The sequence below is a fragment of the Nocardia amikacinitolerans NBRC 108937 genome, from assembly GCF_001612615.1.
Classification (GTDB): Bacteria; Actinomycetota; Actinomycetes; order Mycobacteriales; family Mycobacteriaceae; genus Nocardia; species Nocardia amikacinitolerans.
In genome coordinates this window covers 66562-81198 of the sequence record NZ_BDAU01000008.1, presented here as the reverse complement: position 1 = coordinate 81198, position 14637 = coordinate 66562, and the positions used below count along the sequence as shown (strand labels likewise).

18 protein-coding genes are annotated in these 14637 nt (G+C 69.4%); 7 read left to right on the top strand and 11 right to left on the bottom strand.

The window, feature by feature from the left end; genetic code table 11:
* Window positions 1-258: 258 nt before the first annotated feature.
* Complete coding sequence (locus NAM01S_RS34810) at window positions 259-555, bottom strand: hypothetical protein (protein WP_067781396.1); 297 nt, start codon at window positions 553-555, stop codon at window positions 259-261.
* Between the two features lie 507 nt (window positions 556-1062).
* Between NAM01S_RS34810 and NAM01S_RS07400 the strand changes: the two genes are divergently transcribed.
* The gene (locus NAM01S_RS07400; RefSeq protein WP_067781393.1) at window positions 1063-2709 is read left to right on the top strand and encodes an AIM24 family protein; all 1647 of its coding nucleotides are present in this window, start codon (window positions 1063-1065) and stop codon (window positions 2707-2709) included.
* Window positions 2710-2786: 77 nt separating this feature from the next.
* Here NAM01S_RS07400 and NAM01S_RS07395 read toward each other — a convergent pair whose 3' ends face one another.
* The 3 genes from NAM01S_RS07395 to NAM01S_RS07385 form a co-directional block, all read right to left on the bottom strand.
* Complete coding sequence (locus tag NAM01S_RS07395; RefSeq protein ID WP_067781390.1) at window positions 2787-3545, bottom strand: ATP-binding protein; 759 nt, start codon at window positions 3543-3545, stop codon at window positions 2787-2789.
* A gap of 56 nt (window positions 3546-3601) precedes the next feature.
* A complete protein-coding gene (locus NAM01S_RS07390) occupies window positions 3602-4081 on the bottom strand; it encodes a Dps family protein (RefSeq protein ID WP_067781387.1) in 480 nt (159 codons plus the stop codon).
* 79 nt (window positions 4082-4160) lie between these two features.
* Entirely contained in the window at window positions 4161-4838 is a 678-nt protein-coding gene (locus NAM01S_RS07385; RefSeq protein WP_067781384.1) for a PAS and ANTAR domain-containing protein, read from the bottom strand.
* 104 nt (window positions 4839-4942) lie between these two features.
* Between NAM01S_RS07385 and NAM01S_RS07380 the strand changes: the two genes are divergently transcribed.
* Both NAM01S_RS07380 and NAM01S_RS07375 read left to right on the top strand, forming a co-directional pair.
* Window positions 4943-5194 (top strand): hypothetical protein, encoded by a 252-nt coding sequence (locus tag NAM01S_RS07380; RefSeq protein ID WP_157107631.1) that lies wholly within the window; start codon window positions 4943-4945, stop codon window positions 5192-5194.
* A 74-nt stretch (window positions 5195-5268) separates the two neighbouring features.
* A complete protein-coding gene (locus tag NAM01S_RS07375; RefSeq protein ID WP_067781378.1) occupies window positions 5269-6918 on the top strand; it encodes an alkaline phosphatase D family protein in 1650 nt (549 codons plus the stop codon).
* A gap of 3 nt (window positions 6919-6921) precedes the next feature.
* Here NAM01S_RS07375 and NAM01S_RS07370 read toward each other — a convergent pair whose 3' ends face one another.
* The 3 genes from NAM01S_RS07370 to sigK all read right to left on the bottom strand — a co-directional run bounded on the left by NAM01S_RS07370 (window position 6922) and on the right by sigK (window position 8571).
* The gene (locus NAM01S_RS07370) at window positions 6922-7095 is read right to left on the bottom strand and encodes a hypothetical protein (RefSeq protein ID WP_157107630.1); all 174 of its coding nucleotides are present in this window, start codon (window positions 7093-7095) and stop codon (window positions 6922-6924) included.
* A gap of 97 nt (window positions 7096-7192) precedes the next feature.
* Window positions 7193-7912, bottom strand: coding sequence for an anti-sigma factor (locus NAM01S_RS07365; RefSeq protein ID WP_084482602.1), 720 nt, complete (start codon window positions 7910-7912; stop codon window positions 7193-7195).
* Window positions 7909-8571: an ECF RNA polymerase sigma factor SigK gene (sigK, locus tag NAM01S_RS07360; protein WP_084482600.1), complete on the bottom strand. Its 663-nt coding sequence runs from the start codon at window positions 8569-8571 to the stop codon at window positions 7909-7911. Before sigK ends, NAM01S_RS07365 begins: the two co-directional genes overlap by 4 nt.
* Before the next feature lie 116 nt (window positions 8572-8687).
* Between sigK and NAM01S_RS07355 the strand changes: the two genes are divergently transcribed.
* Together NAM01S_RS07355 and NAM01S_RS07350 are read left to right on the top strand one after the other, a co-directional pair.
* Entirely contained in the window at window positions 8688-9269 is a 582-nt protein-coding gene (locus tag NAM01S_RS07355; protein ID WP_067781373.1) for a TetR/AcrR family transcriptional regulator, read from the top strand.
* Between the two features lie 218 nt (window positions 9270-9487).
* Window positions 9488-10555 (top strand): DMT family transporter, encoded by a 1068-nt coding sequence (locus tag NAM01S_RS07350; RefSeq protein ID WP_253798576.1) that lies wholly within the window; start codon window positions 9488-9490, stop codon window positions 10553-10555.
* Here NAM01S_RS07350 and pgfA read toward each other — a convergent pair.
* The 4 genes from pgfA to NAM01S_RS34805 all read right to left on the bottom strand — a co-directional run bounded on the left by pgfA (window position 10497) and on the right by NAM01S_RS34805 (window position 12963).
* Complete coding sequence (pgfA, locus tag NAM01S_RS07345) at window positions 10497-11528, bottom strand: cell envelope lipid trafficking protein PgfA (protein WP_067781370.1); 1032 nt, start codon at window positions 11526-11528, stop codon at window positions 10497-10499. The two genes, NAM01S_RS07350 and pgfA, sit on opposite strands and share 59 nt — an antisense overlap.
* Entirely contained in the window at window positions 11525-11692 is a 168-nt protein-coding gene (locus tag NAM01S_RS33790) for a DUF2613 domain-containing protein (RefSeq protein WP_084482598.1), read from the bottom strand. Before NAM01S_RS33790 ends, pgfA begins: the two co-directional genes overlap by 4 nt.
* Window positions 11693-11720: 28 nt before the next feature.
* Window positions 11721-12503: an Rv1157c family protein gene (locus NAM01S_RS07340; RefSeq protein WP_067781367.1), complete on the bottom strand. Its 783-nt coding sequence runs from the start codon at window positions 12501-12503 to the stop codon at window positions 11721-11723.
* Between the two features lie 307 nt (window positions 12504-12810).
* On the bottom strand, window positions 12811-12963 hold the full coding sequence (locus NAM01S_RS34805; protein WP_157107629.1) for a hypothetical protein: 153 nt from the start codon (window positions 12961-12963) through the stop codon (window positions 12811-12813).
* Between the two features lie 36 nt (window positions 12964-12999).
* Here NAM01S_RS34805 and NAM01S_RS07335 point away from each other — a divergent pair, with 36 nt between their 5' ends.
* A complete protein-coding gene (locus NAM01S_RS07335) occupies window positions 13000-13857 on the top strand; it encodes a class I SAM-dependent methyltransferase (RefSeq protein ID WP_067781364.1) in 858 nt (285 codons plus the stop codon).
* Complete coding sequence (locus NAM01S_RS07330) at window positions 13850-14608, top strand: thioesterase II family protein (RefSeq protein ID WP_067781361.1); 759 nt, start codon at window positions 13850-13852, stop codon at window positions 14606-14608. The genes NAM01S_RS07335 and NAM01S_RS07330 overlap by 8 nt, the downstream gene beginning before the upstream one ends.
* Window positions 14609-14637 lie beyond the last annotated feature (29 nt).

Here is a 14637-nt window from a genome sequence, read left to right as displayed (position 1 = left end):
CTCGAGGTCGTCCATTTGCCGACGGGTTCGCGGGACGGCACTCGACCGATGTTTCGAAGCCCTCACGCCCGAAGGGCTACGGGCCATTTTCTTTGCCAGCTAACGCAATTGAAAACAGATCATCCGCCGCCCCCATACGGGAGCGGCGGATGACAAGATCAATTACGGCAAATTCACTGCAATGACGCCGGTGACGCCGAGATGTCGCGACTCGGGGAAATCCAGAGGCCGACGAAGCAGTGCTCGACCGCTATCGAATCAGGCAGCGGGCTCGGCAGGCGCGGTCAGGTCGCGAGCGCCGGTGATCGCCTCGATGATGTTGACGATGGCCGAGGTGCCGCCGTCGAGGGCCGAGCTGCCGGAGTCGAGCATGCTGGAACCGGCGGACGAACCGGCCGAGCCGGTGGACGAGCCAGCCGAGCCGGTGGCGAGCTCGGCGGAGCCGGTGCCGGAGCCGGTGGACTCCTCGGCGGAAGCGACCGCGACAGGGCCGAAGAACATGGTGGCAGCGACAGCGGTGGCACCGGCGGCGGCGAAGGTCTTGCGAGAGAACATGTGTGGGGCTTTCCTTTCACGGACTGGTTCGTCACGCCAGCGGCGCGCACCAGCAACGTTATGAAAAAGAAATCCACAAATCCACTTCTGTGATTGTGCGAATTATCACCGTTAATAATTGGCTAACAGAGTGTTTTACCAAGGTAACGCGGTTGGCCACTAACTAGAAGTCGACTCCAGCGAAAATGTGGCGATCGGGCGCATAGAAGCGATCTTGTCGTTTCCGACAATACCGGCATCAAGACCAATTGGGTGCGCTGCGCGAATATCGCCACACCCGCGTATCGGCCTGCGGCAGGGCCGATCTCGCGATGCGCCCATCGCTGCCCGTGCGGCGGGACTCGAGTGCGCGGCGCCCTTCGAACCGGTGCCGCGCTCGTCGAGCCGGTGCGGCGGCGGGTGTGTCCGTCCTGATCCGGGGGGACAGTGGCGAACGGCGCGGATGCGAGACACACTCGTGACCATGAGTTCGATGTCCTGGCCACCCAGCGCGACGGCGGGCCCAGCGTGACCGCGTTGGTTCGTGGCGAGAACCGGCCCGCGCCCGCCGACCGGATGACAGTCACCGTCACCTGCACCGCACCCGTCGACGTCTCCGCGCTGCTGCTGAACGCGGCGGGCCGGGTGCGGTCCGACGGCGATTTCGTCTTCTTCAACCAACCCGTCGGGCCCGGCGTCACCTACCGGCACGGGCGCGGCGCGGGCGACATGGTCGACGTGCGGACCTCCGCGCTGCCCGCCGACGTGGACAAGGTCGTCGTGACCGCCAGCCTGGACGGCAGCGGCCCGCCCACCTTCGCGGGCGCAGGCTCGCTCACCGCGACGATCGGATCCGATTCGGGCACGGTCACTTTCCCGATGACCGGCCTCAGCACCGAGACGGCCGTCGTGTGCGTGGAGATCTACCGCCGCGGCGGCTCGTGGAAGATCCGCGCCGTCGGCCAGGGCTACGACGACGGGCTCGCCGGGATCGCCAGGGCGTTCGGCGTGAACGTCGACGACGAACCCGCACCGCCCGCGGCGTCCCAGGCCGCGCCATCGTCCGCGTACGGCTCACCTGCCGCGCCACCCCCGGCGTACCCCACCGCACCTCCACCAGCCTCCGGTGGATACGGCGCCCCGACCTGGGGCCCCGCGTACGGCCCGCAGACAAGTCCGCCCCCGGCATACCCGGCCGAACCCGCACCGTCCGGCGGCTACAACGCCTCGGGCCCCACGCACGGTTCGCCGACAAGCCCGCCCCCACCGTCCGGCTACAGCGCCCCGCCTTCGGGCCCCGCGTACGGCCCGCAGACAACCCCGCCTCCGACTTACCCGAACGCCCCGGCGTACGGCTCGCCCGCGAGCCCCACCTACCCTCCGCCCGGCGCGGTACCTCCCCCGCCGATGTCGACACCCCAGCAAGGAGCGCTGCCGATGCAGAGCGATCTGTTCAACCCGAGTCACGCCGAGGTCGGCGGTGTCGGCATCCAGAAACAGGGCGGCAAGATGGTCAAGGTCGGCCTCGCGGGCGAGGTCATGGCTCGCGCCGGGTCGATGGTCGCCTACCAGGGTGAACTCCAGTTCCAGGCGCTGGGCTCCGGCGGCATCGGCCGCGCCATCCAGCAGCGGCTGACCGGCGAGGGCGTTCCGCTGATGAAGGTCTCCGGCCGCGGCGACCTGTTCCTGGCCAACGCCGCCGCCGACGTGCACATCATCGATCTGGACGGCAGCGACGGCCTGACCATCAACGGCGCCAATGTGCTCGCATTCGACTCCACGCTGCGCTACGACATCAAGATGGTGCAGGGCGCGGCCGGATTCGCGAGCAACGCCGGGCTCTTCAACTGCGTGTTCACCGGACGTGGCCGGATCGCCATCACCACCCACGGCACGCCGGTGGTGCTGAACGTCGACCAGCCGACCTACGCCGATCCGCAGGCGGCGGTGGCGTGGTCGTCGAGCTTGCAGACGGGCATCAAGCGCAACGACTCGTTCGGTCTCGGCAGGCTGATGGGCCGCAGCACCGGCGAAGGCCTGACGCTGGCGTTCTCCGGCCGCGGCTTCGTCATCGTGCAGCCTTCAGAACTGCCGCCCGGCGGGCTGATCGGCGGCGCAGGCGGTGGGCAGCAGGCCGGGCAGAGCGGCGGCGTGCTCGGCGGCCTGTTCGGCTGAAACGGCCCGTCGGGCCGATCCCGGCCGCCGCGCTCACCGGATGGGAGCGCGGCGGCCGGGGCCGACATTCGACACACTCACAACAGCAGCGAGCGCCGCTGATCCGCCAGCGTCGCCCACACCACCTTGCCGACCGGCCAGCGCGGCGCGCAACCCCACGCCCGCGCCAGCGAGGCCACCACGTGCAAACCGAACCTGGCCGGATGCCCGGCGGCCGGTTCACGCAACATCGCCTCTTGCGGATCGGCGTCAGCCACCGCGATCGTGAGCGAGTTGCCCTGGCATTCCAAGCGCAGGAGCAGCTCGCCGAAGGCGTGCAGCAGCGCGTTCTCCACCAGTTCGGTGGCCACCAGCAGCGCGTCCGTGCGGACCGGGCCGACCTCCCAGCGATCGCACACGCGGGTCACGAACTGTCTGGCGTGCATCGAGGAGACCGTGCTCGGCGCCAGTTCGATCGATGCCTCGCGCCGCGGCGGCGCGGGCGGCAGGCTCCGCAGCGCGTCCTCGATGGACGGGAACGTCGGCACCCGGTGCCTGGCCGCGACGGTCGCCGTCGGGTTCGCCAGCCCGGCGGCCACCAGCACGATCGGCACGTGCGGCCAGTCGCTGACCCGCACCCGGGCGGACGCGCACGCCGTCGCCACGGCGTCCTCGACCAGATCGAGATCGTCGACGACCACGATCACCGCGCGCGGGCGCTCGACGGCGTACCGCACCAGGTCGTCGCCGAATCGGCGATATCCGTCCCAGTCCAGCATTCCGCTCGGCCGGAGAACCGTGCAACCGGCCAGTTCGGAAGGGCGCCAAAGCAGTGCGCCACGACGGGACCCGGACATCTGCCCTCCATCCGCCCCGCGCCGGTCGGCGGCGCGCGAGCGGTGGCCTATCCCGCTCACGCCGTCGCCAGCTGCGCCTGCCACATCCAGTGCAGCTGCTCGAGGCGCGCGGCGATCTCGATGAACAAATCCTGGGTCACCGGATCGGCCTTCTCGGTGGCATCGATCCGCTCGCGCAGCCGGGAGATCACCGCGGCCAGGTTGCCGACCACCGCGTCGATGACCTCGGTGTCCTGCTGCCAGCCGTCGGGAAAGCCGATCGCGCCGGACTTCTCGGCAACGGTCGCGGCCCGTCCGTCCGGGCTCACGCCGACCGCGGTGGCGCGCTCGGCCGCCGAATCGGTGAACTCACGTGCCGCGGTCACCAGTTCGTCCAGTGCCAGATGTACCGAGCGGAAGTTCCGGCCGATCACGTTCCAGTGCGCCTGCTTGGCGATCAACGAGAGGTCGATCAGGTCGACCACGGTGCCGCGCAGGGCCTCGCCCGCGATGCGCTGCTGTTCCGGATCGAGGGTGCTCGTGATGGGCTGAGTCATCGCTCATGCCTTTCTCGTCGTCGGTCCGTGTCAACGACGGGCTACCCAGCTTCGCAGTGTCGAATCGGACCGGCGCCCCTTACTCCGGCGCGATGCGTTGGTGCAACGTGAGCAACAGGTGATCGAACGCGGTCTGCACCCCGGGGCCCACCGGCGGCAGCGCGCTGAGTTCGGTGAGCAGCTGCGCGGCGAGGGTGCGCAGTTTGATGTTGGTCTCCTGGGACCGCCAGCGCAGCACGCGAAACGCCTGATCGGCGTTGATGCTGTACACGCTCATCAGGACGCCCTTGGCCTGCTCGATCACCGCGCGGGCCTCGAACAGCTCGGGCAGCGCCTCGTCCAGAGTCTCCCTGCGTTGCTCGTCGATGGCGTCGGTGAGATCGATGTAGTAGCCGGCGGTGCCGATGGGGTTGCCCGCGTCGTCGGTCATCATGTCGCCGAGCACCAGCACGGGATGGACCCGGCCGGTCGTGTCGACGATGCGGTGCCTGCTGCAGAACGGCGCGGCATTGCGCTGCGCGTCGGCGATGGCGTCGGCGACGAGCTCGCGGTCGGCGGGATGTTTGTGCGACAGCAACAGCTGGGTGGTCGGCGTGACGCTGCCCGGCGTGTACCCGTACATGAGGGCGACCTCATCGGACCACTCCCAGCGCTGGTCGGCGAACCAGAAGCGGAAAGTCCCCGCGACCTGCGGACGGCCGACGCTCACCACGTGCGCGACCACACCCGCGGGGGTCTCGGAGGTCAGCTCACCCATGTCCGTCACGGAACAAGTATGCCCTTTGCCATGCCAACCCCGACCTCGACAGCAAACAGTTGGCATCCTGGTTTCCCGCCCGGATGGCCGGGCACCCGGTTGGCATGGACGACAACGCGAAGCGCCCGCACACCACCGTCACCGAGAGCGATCTGCGCGACCTGCTCGGCGCGAGCGCCGACGCTTGCCTGGTGCTGCTCGAGGGTCGCGTCGAGATAGCCGAGGGCTCCCCCGACGGCCTGACCATCGCGACCAGGGACGAGATCGCCGGCCGCGCCGGAGCCGATCCGGATCGGACAAAGTTGAGCGAGCTGGCGGCGGAACTCTCCAGCGAGATCCGGCTGCAGGGCGCCTGACACGCGCCGGTGTCCCGCCGAGCGCCTCGCGATCGGCGGCGGAGAGTCGCGCCCGAACCGATGTACCGTGATTTATGGGCGTGTCTCGGCGGCAGCTGTTGCGATTCGGCGCCGCGGGGTCGGCCGCGGTGCTCGTCGGCGCGTCGGCGGCAAGCAGCGGGCGGTTCCGCACACCGCGCTGGTCGGCGGATCCGTTCACACTCGGGGTGGCTTCTGGCGACCCGACTCCGGACGGCGTCGTCCTGTGGACCCGGCTCGCGCCGGACCCGTTCGCGCCGGACGGCCACGGCGGCATGATGAACCACCCGGTGACGATCGACTACGAGGTCGCCGACGACGAGCGCTTCCACCGGGTGGTGGCCCGCGGTTCGGCCGTCGCCACCCGTGAACTCGCGCACAGCGTGCACCCCGAGGTCGGTGGACTCGCGCCGGATCGCTGGTACTACTACCGTTTTCGCGCGGGCTCGGTGATCTCGCCGATCGGGCGCACCCGCACCGCGCCGCCGCACGGACATCCGACCGCGCGCATGCGCTTCGCCTTCGCCTCCTGCCAGTCCTGGAGTTCCGGCTACTACACCGCCTACGAGCACCTCGCCCAGGAGGACCTCGACTTGGTCGTGCACCTCGGCGACTACATCTACGAGCGCGCGTGGACCCAAGGCCGCCAAGGACTTTCGCTTGGCACGGAGTTCCAGGACGAGGCGGTCGACCTGCCGACCTATCGGCTGCGCTACGCGCTGTACAAGGCCGAGCAGCCGCTGCGCGACGCGCACGCCGCGTTCCCGTGGCTGGTCACCATGGACGATCACGAGGTCGACAACAACTGGGCGGCGGGCTCGCCCGGTCTCGGTATCGACATCCACTTGATTCCCGCGCTGTTCCGTCGCCGCCGCGCCGCGGCCTTCCAGGCGATGTACGAACACCAGCCGCTGCGGCTCGCGCAGCTGCCGCGCGGTTCCGGCATGCACCTGCACCGCCGCTACCGGTTCGGTGATCTCGCGGAGATCACCATGCTCGACACCAGGCAGTACCGGACGCCGCAGGCCTGCGGCGGCAACGTCAGCGCCGGTTGCACCGACCGGTTCGATCCCGACCGCACCATTCTCGGTGCCGCGCAACGCGATTGGCTGCTCGACGGCCTCACGTCCTCGCCAGCGCGCTGGCAGATCGTCGGTAATCAGGTGGGCATGAGCCAGACCGACAGCGATCCCGGACCGGAACTGGCGGTGTCCACCGACTCCTGGGACGGATACGTGGCCGATCGCAACACCGTGCTCGGCGCGGCGGCGGACCGCGGTGTCCGCAACCTGGTGGTGATCACCGGCGACCGCCACCAGAACCATGCGGCCCAGCTGCGCCGCGACTACGCCGACCCCGAATCACCGGTGGTCGCTTCGGAATTCACCGGCACCTCGATCACCAGCGGGGGCGACGGCGCGGACATGAACGACGTCGGACGACGCCTGCTCGCCGCCAATCCCGATCTCGAGTTCTTCAACGCCCAGCGCGGCTACGTCCGCGTCGAACTCGATCACGGGTTGTGGCGCAACGACTTCCGTGTCGTGCCGTACATCCGCCGCCCGGGCGCGCCCATCGACACCCGCGCGAGTTTCGTCGTGCAGGACGGAGTGCCCGGTGTCCGGGAAGCGTGGCGGCCGGAGGCACCCGCCGAGCCGATGCCAGGTTCCGACATCGTGGCGGGACCGACCCGGGGAACGCGCTGACGCTCAGCGGTGCGCGGCGTCGTACCAGCGGTGCGGTATCGACCAATCCCACCGCCGCGCAGCGGTGTCCGCGGCGAGCCATTCGCTGTGGCAGCGGGTCGAACCGCCGACACTCGCGCCGTACAGCAGCAGTCCGCGCAACAGGTGCCGCGACACGATGGACAGGCGCCGCCGCATCGTCACCTCCTCGTGGGTGAGGTCGGCCGAATTCGGGCCAGAATACGTGCGGGGACGGGCGCGCAGAGCCGAAATCGGCGATCGCGTCCCGGAACGATCAGCCGAGGGCGAGCGTGGCGACCGGTGTCGATGTCGGCAGCGGCGATCCGCCGGGCGGTTCGATCGTCATCGCAAGGGCGTCCGAGGGGTGGAACCGGGTGATGAACGGCGCGTCCGAGGTCGGCAGCTGCGCGAGGACCCCGACCGAGCGCGGCGGACCCTCCGGCGGCACCAGCCACAGCTGATAGGACCGTCCCTCCTCGGGCGCGGGCACCCCGGCGAAGTCCACCGTCGCGGCGCCCAGTTGCGCGGAGGTGGTCACCAGCAGCGTCCCGCCACCCTCGACCGCCGCGGCGCGGGTCCTGGTGTCGGTTTGTTCCTGCACCAGCTGGGCCGTGATGTCGGGGCTGGTCGGGGCCGGATCACGGCCTAGGAAGACCGCCGCGCCGACCCCAACGCCCACCGCGACGACGAGCGCGGCGGCCGCCGCCAGCCATCGCGTCCCCGCGCGGCGCGGACCGTCTACGGCCGGACCGTCGATCGCGGACAGGATCGCCGCCTCGAGTTCGGCGGGCGGCGCGACACTGTCGGTCACCGTCATCGCGGCCACCGTCTCGCGGACGCCGCGCACGGTGTCGTCGAAGGCGGCGGCCGTGGTCGGGTCCGCGGCCTCGACTTTTTCTTCGATGGTCGCGCGCTCGCCGTCGGTGACGGCGTCCATCGCATAGGGGAAAGCCAGGTCGAGCAGTTCCGGGTCGGGAGACTCGGCGTCGATCAACTGGATTCACCTCCGGACAGGCAGGTCGCGAGTCGCCGCAGGCCGTCGCGGATGCGGCTTTTGACGGTGGGCAGTGGGACGTCGAGCTGGTCGGCGACCTCGCGGTAGGTGCGGCCGCTGTAGTAGGCCAGCGCGAGGGCTTCGCGCTGCATGGATGTCAGGGTGCCAAGGCAGTCGAGCACGGATTGCTCGTCGAGGCGCTGGCCGACCTCCTCGGCGACGATGTCGTGGTCCCGGCCGAGGTGGCTGTGGCCGTACACGATGTCGCGGTCGGCGGTGGACTGCTCGGCGCGGACACGGTCGACCGCGCGCCGGTGCGTGAGCATCATCAGCCAGCCGATGGGGCTGGCCCGGTTGCGGTCGTATGTCGCGGCCGTCGACCACGCCTGGAGGTACACCTCCTGGGTGATCTCCTCGGCCGCGGCCCTGCTGCGCGCGATGCGCATCGCGAGACCGAACACGCGGTAGCTGGTCGCGCGGTAGAAGTCGGTGAACGCGTCCCGGTCGCCGTCGCCGACGGCCGCCAGCAGGTCCGCGAGCCAGCGGCTGCGTTCGGCGGCTGAGCCCTCGGCGCGCGTGGAACACTGCGGTCCCGCCCCGTTCGCCGCCGGGTCCCTGCGCAACCGGATGACGCCGCGTTTCTCCTCGTCATCCGACATGCTTCGACCTCTCCCGCATAAGAGGTGCTTCGCTGCGGACCGGAATTCGGATGGGTTTTGGATAACCGAGTCGAGGTCTAACTGGGTAGACTGACCTACCTAATTGGAGGTGCGGCATGGAAACATCCGGTCAGCGGCGTCGACCGGCTCGGCAGCGTCTGCTGGAGGCGGCGGCGCGGCGCTTCTACGCCGACGGGGTGGCGGCGACCGGGATCGACACGATCACCGCCGATGCGGGCGTGGCGAAGATGAGCCTGTACAACAACTTCGCGTCGAAGGCGGAGCTCGTGCGGGCGTATCTGGACGCCCGTCACGAGGAATGGCTCGGGCTGTACCGGGCGCGGCTGGAGCGTGCCGAGGGTCCGGCCGCGGGTGTGCTGGCGATCTTCGACTCCTACGCCGACCACGCGGCCCTGGCGTACGAGCACGGCTTCCGCGGGTGCGGGCTGCTGAACGCGGCGGCGGAACTACCGGCCGGGGACGAAGGTCGTGCGGTGGTGCGCCGTCACAAGGAAGAGGTGGAGTCGCTGCTGCGCGGTCACCTCGAGCACTTGCTACCTGGCGAGGACGCGAAGGCGCTGGCCGAGCACCTGTCGTTTCTCTTGGAAGGAGCGATAGCGCGAGCCGGGCTGGAAGGCGAGGGCGCCCGCCTCGACCGTGCGCGCGCGATCGCCGCCCAACTGCTGGACGAGTTGTGAATCGCGTCGGGGCGTGGGGTTCAGCAGCGGCGCGGCGTCCAGGTGTTCGCCGGACCCCGGCCCACGCCGTACAGCGTGAGCCGGAGCGGGTCGGTGCTCTGCGCGTGCCCGCGGCGTCACTGTCGGGGCGCACACGCGGAGTCGAGGAGGTCGACAGTTGCCGGGCTGGGTACCGAACGGATCGGTCGAGACGTTCGATAGCGGCGCGGCGTAGAAGCGTGAGCCGCGCGCTGTTTCCGACGGGCGCCGCGCAGCTCGGGTCCGCGCGGGTGGGTGCGGTGTGCGTGCTCGCGGCGTCGCTGCTGTGGGCCACCACCGGCACCGCGGCGAGCTTCGCCCCGGACGTGGGACCGCTGGCCATCGGGGCGATGGCCATGGGTGTCGGCGGCCTGCTCCAGGCGCTGCTCGCCGCAGGACCGATCGCCCGCAACGCGCGGCAGTTGCGCGACCGCCGTGGCACCGTGCTCGTCGGCGCGATCTCGGTGGCCCTCTATCCTTTGGCGTTCTACAGCTCGATGCGGCTGGCCGGGGTTGCGGTGGGCACCGCGGTCTCGGTCGGCATGGCGCCGCTTGCCTCGGCCGTCATCGAGCGGGTGGCCGACCGGCGAAGGCTCACGCGCCGTTGGCGATTCGGCGCGGCCCTCGGCCTGTTGGGCACGGTCGCGATCTGCGTGGCCGAAGCCACCGGCCACGCGGCGGGTCCGGATTCGGCGGGCGCCGCCGCGCTCGGGGTCGGGCTCGGATTGCTCGCCGCATCAACCTACGCGGTGTACTCCTGGGCGGCCCATCGCCTGATCACCGGCGGGATCCGCCCCCGCGCGGCCATGGGCGCGGTCTTCGGCCTCGGCGGACTGGGTCTGGTTCCCGTCCTGATCGCCACCGGCGGGCCTCTCGTCGGCTCCTGGGGCAACGCCGCGGTGGGCGCGTACATGGCGGTGGTTCCGATGTTCGCCGGGTACGTCCTGTTCGGGTGGGGGCTCGCGCACGTCACCGCGAGCACGGCGACCACTCTGTCGCTGCTGGAACCGGCGGGTGCGGCCGTGCTGGCGGTGTTGGTCGTCGGGGAACGTCTGCCCCCGCTCGGTTGGGTCGGTATCGCGCTTGTCCTCGGCTGCCTCGCCGTTCTCACCTCGCCCGGGTGCACAAGCCGAGCCGAGGACGTAACACCTCGGCCTCCCTGTTGGACGCAGGGAGGCCGAGGTGGTGGTACAGGTTTCGCTGGAATCTCTAGGTCCGGCGGCCCCGGGATCCGCCGCTCAGGACGCCGAGGACGATGCCCCCGATGAGGGCGATCGCGCCAAGGATCCCCAGGGCGATGGGGAGGGTCTGGCCGAAGAGGGTGAGCCGGTCGAGGCTCTCCTGGGTGACGGCCAGCTGGGCATCGATGGTCTTCTCGTCGAAGACGATGTGCGACTTGAGGGCGGTGACGTCGACCTGCGTGGCGCTACGACCGTAGAACAGGTGGATCTGCTCGCCGCCCTTGAGGACCGCGCCGGTCCTCGGCTCGACCCACAGGTCGCGGGTGTTGGTGTAGAAGCGGGTCATCGTGACCGGCTCCTCGCCCTCGAGGCCCCACTTGGCGGCGGGGAGGGTGAGCTTGTTGGTCGGCGCCTGCACCACGTCCCACATGTTCGTGACCGGGATGGTCTGGCGGAAGTGATAGACCGGCACGCCGTTGATCTCGGCCTCGTCCACGAAGTCGATGTCGTAGGTGGCGCGGGCGTTGAGATCGAAGTAGGGGTAGGACTTCTTCTCGGTGCCGATCGGGAAGCGGTACTGCAGACCGGCCCGTTGCGACGGGTCGGCCACCGACGCGCCCGTCCTGTCGACCGAGACGGCGATGGAACCGTTGGGGGACACCGGGATCGGCTCGCCCGTCTTGCGGTCGATGGTGACGCGGTCGATCGAGGCGGTGAGCAGACCGGTGTCGCCCTCGCGGTCGTCACGACGCAACGTCTGGCCCGCCTGCACCGTCATCTGGTCGGCGTCGGAGGGCTCTTCGACGGTGAGGAAGCGCTGCGAGACGATCGGCACATTGGTGTCGACCTTGGCCGAGCCCTCGGGCGAGGTGAGCGACTTCGCGTCCAGCACAAGGCTTTCCTCGCCGGGCACGCTCTTGGCGATCGTGGTGATCCGCAGGTCGAGCGGCGTCTTGGCCACCTTGCCGACGGTGTAGCTGGGAATCATGACCGCTGCCACGAGCAGCAGCGCGCCGAGACCGACGAGGAAGCAGGCGATGGTCCTGCGCCCGTTGCTCATCGGCTGCCGTACGGCATGTTGGCCGGCGACGAACCCGGGTCGACGATCGTCTCCGGGGCCGGGATCGAATTCTGTTGCGCGCCAACGGTGATGCCCAGTACGGCAACCACACCGAGGGTCGCGCCCGCTAGCCCGCTGACCAAGCCGGGAACGGCGAATTTCATAGATATGACTCCAATACGTTGCGTCGACTCAGGCGACGGTGAAGAACCCGAGGGTCGGCGCGAAGGTGCAGGTACGAGCGCCGGAATCGGCGGTCGTGGTGGTGAGCGAGCCGGAGATCACGGCGGCGACGCGGCCAGGGCCGGTGTCGACCATGGCCGACAGGGTGGCGGGTCCGTCGGTGTTGATCTCGGCCTCACCGGTGAGCGGCTGCACACCCGAACGGCGGGTGTCGAGGTTGACCCACTGCACGGTCAGCGGTGGATTCTGCACGGCCGCAGGCGTTTTGGTGCCGAGCGCGGTGAAGACGAAGCCGGTCTGGCCCGCCTTCGGTCCCGGCGGCGGCAGTTCGGCGGGGCCGGGGACGGCCAGCGCGGTGCCGACGGAATCGGAGGTCGGTCCGATGCAGCCCTTGCCGATGGTCGGGTAGAGGAACTGGGCGATCCGCGCACCGTCCGACGGCGGGAGCTCGGGGCCACCGCCACCGCTACCGTCGAGGAACGTGATGACCCGCTCCAGGGTCGCCTTGACCTGCGCGGGGATGCCGGGCGTCGCGAGCAGCGCCCGAGCCTGGGCGAGGATCGCGGCTTGTCCGCCGTCGGCGATGGGACCGGGCGCGGAGATGGCGCCGATGATCGTCGGCGCCAGCGCGGCCAGCGCCTCGGAGGGAACGTTCTCCGGGATGGCCGGAACGGCCTGCTGTGCCGGGGCAGGCCGCGGCGCGGCCGTGCTCGGCGCCGGCGCGACGAGTGCGGCACTCGCCGCTAGTACGAGAGCGGACACAGCGGTCCGCGATCCTCGGGTGGGCAGCATATGTCAGCCGTCCTTCTTTCTGTGGGATAGGTGGAGCAACCCAGAAAGGACGTCCTTTCCCGCCGCTGCTCGAGCCCCAGCGCACCATGATGAAACAGCATCCGACCCGTCTCGAGCTAGCGTTTCGTGCGATCCAGAAAGCCGTCGGCAATACTTTGTGAATCATCACAGTCGCTCCCGATCTACTGACGGGTACGAACCGGCACCGGTCGCGATCGGCCTCGACGACCCCGAACCCGGCTGAAAAATCCCAGATCAACCGGCATAGCCGACGCTGATCGACCGACCAGAACCGCACTGGGAACGTTCACAACGCCTCGTGATCGAACACCCTCGGCTCGCACACGCCCGCGTCGGCCCGCTCGGCGACCTCGACACCGCAGAAGGCTTCGGTCGCGGCTCGACAGGTCGGCGAACCGCGGTCGTCGAGTTGAGCGCCGCCGCAGCCGAATCCGGCCATTGAGCATCGTTTCGTTCGCTGTGCGAGACTGCATCGGTGGCCGAAACCGCTGAACTAGTTACGAACGTTTCCGACACCGCGCGCTGGGTGGCCGCCTTCCGCGCTGTCGAATCCGCCCGCCCCGACGCGCTTTTCCACGATCCGCTCGCCGACCGGGTCGCCGGGGAGCGGGGACGCGCCATAGCCGGCCGCACTCCGCTCCTGATGCACAACGGCTGGAATCTGGTCACCCGCACCAAACTCATCGACGACCTGATCATGAAGACCATCGAGCAGGGCTGCGATCGGGTGCTCAATATGGCCGCGGGGATGGACACCCGCCCCTACCGGCTCGACCTGCCCGCCGAATTCGTGTGGATCGAGGCCGATCTCCCCGCATTGGTCGAGGAGAAGAACAAGCTACTCGCCGGGGAGTCGCCGCGCTGCGCGCTCACCCGCACGGCGGTGGATCTCGCCGATCCCGAGGCGCGGAGCCGGTTCCTCGACGAGGCACTCGCGGGTGCACAGCGGGCGCTGGTGCTCACCGAGGGTCTGATCTACTACCTCACCGAAGACGAGGTGACCAGCTTGGCCGCCGCGCTGGCCCGGCCGGAAATCGCTTGGTGGGCACTGGATGTCAACAATCAGGCGATTGTGAAGCGGATGAGCAAGGCCACCACCGAACTGCTCGCCAACGCTCCCTGGCACTTCGGTCCGGTCGATCCGCTGCGCTTCTTCGCCGACCTCGACTGGACGGCCGACGAGGTGGAAGCACTCACCTCGGCGGCGCACCGGTTCCACCGGCTGCCCTGGTTCATGAAACCGATGACGCTCTTCCCGCCGCCGGATCCTCGCAAGCCGATCCGAAGCGCTTGGAAGCCTTGGAGTTCGGTGGTGCGACTAACCCATGGGTAATAGCTGGCTACGTCGCCTGTCCCCCTCCGCAGGGGACGGGTCCCACAAGTTGTTCTGTTTTCCGCACGCCGGCGGCTCCGCCATCTCCTTCGGGCCATTGGCCGAAGCCCTCGGGTCGGATTTCGAGGTCCTCGCTGTCCAGTATCCGGGGCGGCAGGACAGAAGACGCGAACCGCTCGTGGGCAATATTCCGGACCTCGTCGACGGCCTGCTTCCCGAGCTGAAAGAAGCAGCCGAGGGCGCCGAGGACTTTTCCTTGTTCGGGCACAGTATGGGATCCGTCGTGGCTTTCGAGGCGTGCAGGCGGCTCGAGCAGGAATCGGGGGTGAGCGCGCGGGTGCTGTTCGCCTCCGGTCGGCGCGCGCCTTCGGCCGCGCTGCCCGCGCTGCGAGTGCACCTGCTGAGCGATCGTGAGCTCGGTGAGCACCTACTGGGGTTCGGCGGCACACCGGCGGCGTTGCTCGAGGATCCCGAATTCCGACAGCTGATCCTGTCGGTCGTCAGGAACGACTATCGAGCCATCGAGACCTACGAGTGCAGTGCGGACGCGATGGTCAGCAGCCCTGTCGTCGCGCTTGTCGGTGACCGTGACCCCGATGCGAGTTTCGCGGAAATCGAGGCATGGGGTTCGCACACCACCGGAAGCTTCTTCGCGAAATCGTTTCCGGGCGGTCATTTCTTCATCGATGCGAATCGCCACCCGATAGGACAGCTGATTCGCGATCATTGCGCCCGAGCGCTCTCCAGCTAGAGCCGCGACGACCGGGTGGGCCGACTCGC